A 4918-nucleotide genomic window follows, 5' to 3' on the forward strand; every position below is an offset into this window, starting at 1 on the left:
TTTTAGTTAAGTCCTCGATCGATTAGTATTCGTCAGCTGCACATGTTGCCATGCTTCTACCTCGAACCTATCTACCTCATCGTCTCTGAGGGATCTTACTCTAATGATGGGAAGTCTCATCTTGAGGGGGGCTTCATGCTTAGATGCTTTCAGCACTTATCCTTTCCATACGTAGCTACCCAGCCATGCTCCTGGCGGAACAACTGGTACACCAGCGGTATGTCCATCCCGGTCCTCTCGTACTAAGGACAGCTCCTCTCAAACTTCCAACGCCCACGACGGATAGGGACCGAACTGTCTCACGACGTTCTGAACCCAGCTCGCGTACCGCTTTAATGGGCGAACAGCCCAACCCTTGGGACCGACTACAGCCCCAGGATGCGATGAGCCGACATCGAGGTGCCAAACCTCCCCGTCGATGTGGACTCTTGGGGGAGATAAGCCTGTTATCCCCGGGGTAGCTTTTATCCGTTGAGCGACGGCCCTTCCATTCGGTACCGCCGGATCACTAAGCCCGACTTTCGTCCCTGCTCGACTTGTAGGTCTCGCAGTCAAGCTCCCTTCTGCCTTTACACTCGATGAATGATTTCCAACCATTCTGAGGGAACCTTTGGGCGCCTCCGTTACTCTTTAGGAGGCGACCGCCCCAGTCAAACTGCCTGCCTGACACTGTCTCCGAACCGGATCACGGTCCTGGGTTAGAAGGTCAACACCATCAGGGTGGTATCCCACCGGCGCCTCCACGTAAGCTAGCGCTCACGTTTCTACGGCTCCCACCTATCCTGTACAAAGGGTATCAACATTCAATATCAGGCTACAGTAAAGCTCCACGGGGTCTTTCCGTCCTGTCGCGGGTAATGCGCATTTTCACGCATAGTTTAATTTCACCGGGTCTCTCGTTGAGACAGTGCCCAAGTCGTTGCACCTTTCGTGCGGGTCGGAACTTACCCGACAAGGAATTTCGCTACCTTAGGACCGTTATAGTTACGGCCGCCGTTCACTGGGGCTTCAGTTCAACGCTTCGTGCGAACACTAACGCATCCCCTTAACCTTCCAGCACCGGGCAGGTGTCAGCCCCTATACTTCGCCTTTCGGCTTCGCAGAGACCTGTGTTTTTGCTAAACAGTCGCTTGGGCCTTTTCACTGCGGCTTCTCATGCAAGAAGCACCCCTTCTCCCGAAGTTACGGGGTCATTTTGCCGAGTTCCTTAACGAGAGTTCTCCCGCTCACCTTAGAATTCTCATCCCGCCTACCTGTGTCGGTTTGCGGTACAGGCACCTGTGACCTGGCTAGAGGCTTTTCTTGGCAGTGTGAAATCGGGAACTTCAGTACTCTATTTCCTTCCCCATCGCCACCCATCATTTAGGTCAGACGGATTTACCTATCTGACTGACTCATGGCTTGGGCGTGCACTTCCATCCGCACGCTTTCCCTATCCTTCTGCGTCCCCCCATCGCTCATAACGGTCATGAGGTGGTACAGGAATATCAACCTGTTGTCCATCGCCTACGCCTTTCGGCCTCGGCTTAGGTCCTGACTAACCCTGAGTGGACGAGCCTTCCTCAGGAAACCTTAGGCTTTCGGTGAAGAAGATTCTCACTTCTTTTTCGCTACTCATACCGGCATTCTCACTTCTAAGCGCTCCACCAGTCCTCTCGGTCTGACTTCTCTGCACTTACAACGCTCTCCTACCATTGTTCGAAGAACAATCCGTAGCTTCGGTGATACGTTTAGCCCCGGTACATTTTCGGCGCAGCGTCACTCGACCAGTGAGCTATTACGCACTCTTTAAATGATGGCTGCTTCTAAGCCAACATCCTGGTTGTCTGGGCAACGCCACATCCTTTTCCACTTAACGTATACTTTGGGACCTTAGCTGACGGTCTGGGTTGTTTCCCTCTCGACTATGAACCTTATCACCCACAGTCTGACTCCCAAGGCAATATGTCTGGCATTCGGAGTTTGACTGAATTCGGTAACCCGGTGAGGGCCCCTCGTTCAATCAGTGCTCTACCTCCAGCATACATACCTTGAGGCTAGCCCTAAAGCTATTTCGGAGAGAACCAGCTATCTCCGTGTTCGATTGGCATTTCACCCCTACCCACACCTCATCCCCGCATTTTTCAACATACGTGGGTTCGGGCCTCCAGTCAGTGTTAACTGACCTTCACCCTGGACATGGGTAGATCACACGGTTTCGGGTCTACGATCCACTACTCGCTTTCGCCCTATTCAGACTCGCTTTCGCTGCGGCTTCACCTTTTCTGGCTTAACCTTGCAGGGAATCGTAACTCGCCGGTCCATTCTACAAAAGGTACGCCGTCACCCATTAACGGGCTTCGACTACTTGTAGGCACACGGTTTCAGGTTCTCTTTCACTCCCCTCCCGGGGTGCTTTTCACCTTTCCCTCACGGTACTGGTTCACTATCGGTCACTAGGGAGTATTTAGCCTTGGGAGATGGTCCTCCCGGATTCCGACGGAATTTCACGTGTTCCGCCGTACTCAGGATCCACATCAGAGGTCACCACTTTTCCACTACAGGGCTGTTACCTTGTGTCGCGGACCTTTCCAGGTCGCTTCGTGTAAATGGTCACTTTCTTACTCCATATGATGTGTCCTACAACCCCAAGAAGCAAGCTTCTTGGTTTGGGCTCTTTCCTTTTCGCTCGCCGCTACTTGGAAAATCGCTTTTGCTTTCTCTTCCTCTGGGTACTAAGATGTTTCAGTTCCCCAGGTCTGCCGCATTTAACCTATGGATTCAGTTAAATGTTCTACTCCATTACGAGTAGAGGGTTCCCCCATTCGGAAATTCCCGGATCAATGCTTACGTACAGCTCCCCGAGACATATCGGTGTTCGTCCCGTCCTTCATCGGCTCCTAGTGCCAAGGCATCCACCGTGCGCCCTTTCTTACTTAACTAAGATGATTCATGCTTTACAGTAAAAAAGACTTTGGTCTTACTTTGGTTAAAGTTTGATTTGATGTCTTGTCATACAGTCTCGTGTGCTTACTTTTCTTTCAAAAAGAAGCGTTCACGTCCTGTTTTTTCTTATCTAGTTTTCAAGGTACATGTTTTTTGAGAGATTGATCTCTCAAAACTGAACCAAACAACTGAATAGTTAAGACTTATTATATCAGTCTAGTTCCAACGCCTTATCGACTCGCAGATTTCGAATGCCTTCCTACGATAAGTCAATATCGATTCGCTCACGCTCATCGTATTTCCTTTATCTCGTCAGTCTTTCTCCAATCTGTACGTCGATGGACAAGGCGTCTCCACTTCCTGTTTTCCTTAGAAAGGAGGTGATCCAGCCGCACCTTCCGATACGGCTACCTTGTTACGACTTCACCCCAATCATTGGCCCCACCTTCGGCGGCTGGCTCGCTAAAAGCGTTACCTCACCGACTTCGGGTGTTGCTAACTCTCGTGGTGTGACGGGCGGTGTGTACAAGACCCGGGAACGTATTCACCGTGGCATGCTGATCCACGATTACTAGCGATTCCGGCTTCATGTAGGCGAGTTGCAGCCTACAATCCGAACTGTGAATGGTTTTATGGGATTCGCTCCACCTCACGGCTTCGCAGCCCTTTGTACCATCCATTGTAGCACGTGTGTAGCCCAGGTCATAAGGGGCATGATGATTTGACGTCATCCCAACCTTCCTCCGGTTTGTCACCGGCAGTCATCTTAGAGTGCCCAACTGAATGCTGGCAACTAAGTTCAAGGGTTGCGCTCGTTGCGGGACTTAACCCAACATCTCACGACACGAGCTGACGACAACCATGCACCACCTGTCACCACTGTCCCCGAAGGGAAAGCCCTATCTCTAGAGCGGTCAGTGGGATGTCAAGACCTGGTAAGGTTCTTCGCGTTGCTTCGAATTAAACCACATGCTCCACCGCTTGTGCGGGTCCCCGTCAATTCTTTTGAGTTTCAGCCTTGCGGCCGTACTCCCCAGGCGGAGTGCTTAATGCGTTAACGCCAGCACTAAGGGGCGGAAACCCCCTAACACCTAGCACTCATCGTTTACGGCGTGGACTACCAGGGTATCTAATCCTGTTCGCTACCCACGCTTTCGCACCTCAGCGTCAGATACAGACCAGAGAGTCGCCTTCGCCACTGGTGTTCCTCCACATCTCTACGCATTTCACCGCTACACGTGGAATTCCACTCTCCTCTTCTGTCCTCAAGTTCTCCAGTTTCCAATGACCGCTTACGGTTGAGCCGCAAGATTTCACATCAGACTTAAAAAACCGCCTACGCGCGCTTTACGCCCAATAATTCCGGACAACGCTTGCCCCCTACGTATTACCGCGGCTGCTGGCACGTAGTTAGCCGGGGCTTTCTCGTTAGGTACCGTCAAGGTCCCATCCTATTCGAATGAAACGTGTTCTTCCCTAACAACAGAACTTTACGATCCGAAGACCTTCTTCGTTCACGCGGCGTTGCTCCGTCAGACTTTCGTCCATTGCGGAAGATTCCCTACTGCTGCCTCCCGTAGGAGTCTGGGCCGTGTCTCAGTCCCAGTGTGGCCGATCACCCTCTCAGGTCGGCTACGCATCGTTGCCTTGGTGAGCTTTTATCCCACCAACTAGCTAATGCGCCGCGGGCCCATCTATAAGTGACAGCTAAAAGCCGCCTTTCATCCTCTTATTAGGTAACAAAAGGTCTTATCCGGTATTAGCTCGCGTTTCCGCGAGTTATCCCAGTCTTATAGGCAGGTTGCCCACGTGTTACTCACCCATCCGCCGCTCGTTCCACTTCTCGTCACTCCGAAGAGATCTGAAAAGTTTCACGCGCTCGACTTGCATGTATTAGGCACGCCGCCAGCGTTCATCCTGAGCCAAGATCAAACTCTCAATAAAATTGTTGAGTTGTTCTACTCTCATTTGAAGCACTAGCTTCTTCTTACTT

2 rRNA genes are annotated in these 4918 nt (G+C 51.5%); both read right to left on the minus strand.

The annotated features are described in order from the left end of the window. Nucleotides 1-2 precede the first annotated feature (2 nt). Nucleotides 3-2921 (minus strand): 23S ribosomal RNA (locus tag KQI76_RS11470). A 377-nt stretch (nucleotides 2922-3298) separates the two neighbouring features. Continuing rightward, nucleotides 3299-4869, minus strand: a 16S ribosomal RNA gene (locus KQI76_RS11475). Together the 16S and 23S rRNA genes form the textbook arrangement of a ribosomal RNA operon. Nucleotides 4870-4918: the final 49 nt, after the last annotated feature.

Source organism: Amphibacillus sp. MSJ-3 (genome assembly GCF_018919165.1).
Classification (GTDB): domain Bacteria; phylum Bacillota; class Bacilli; order Bacillales; family Amphibacillaceae; genus Amphibacillus.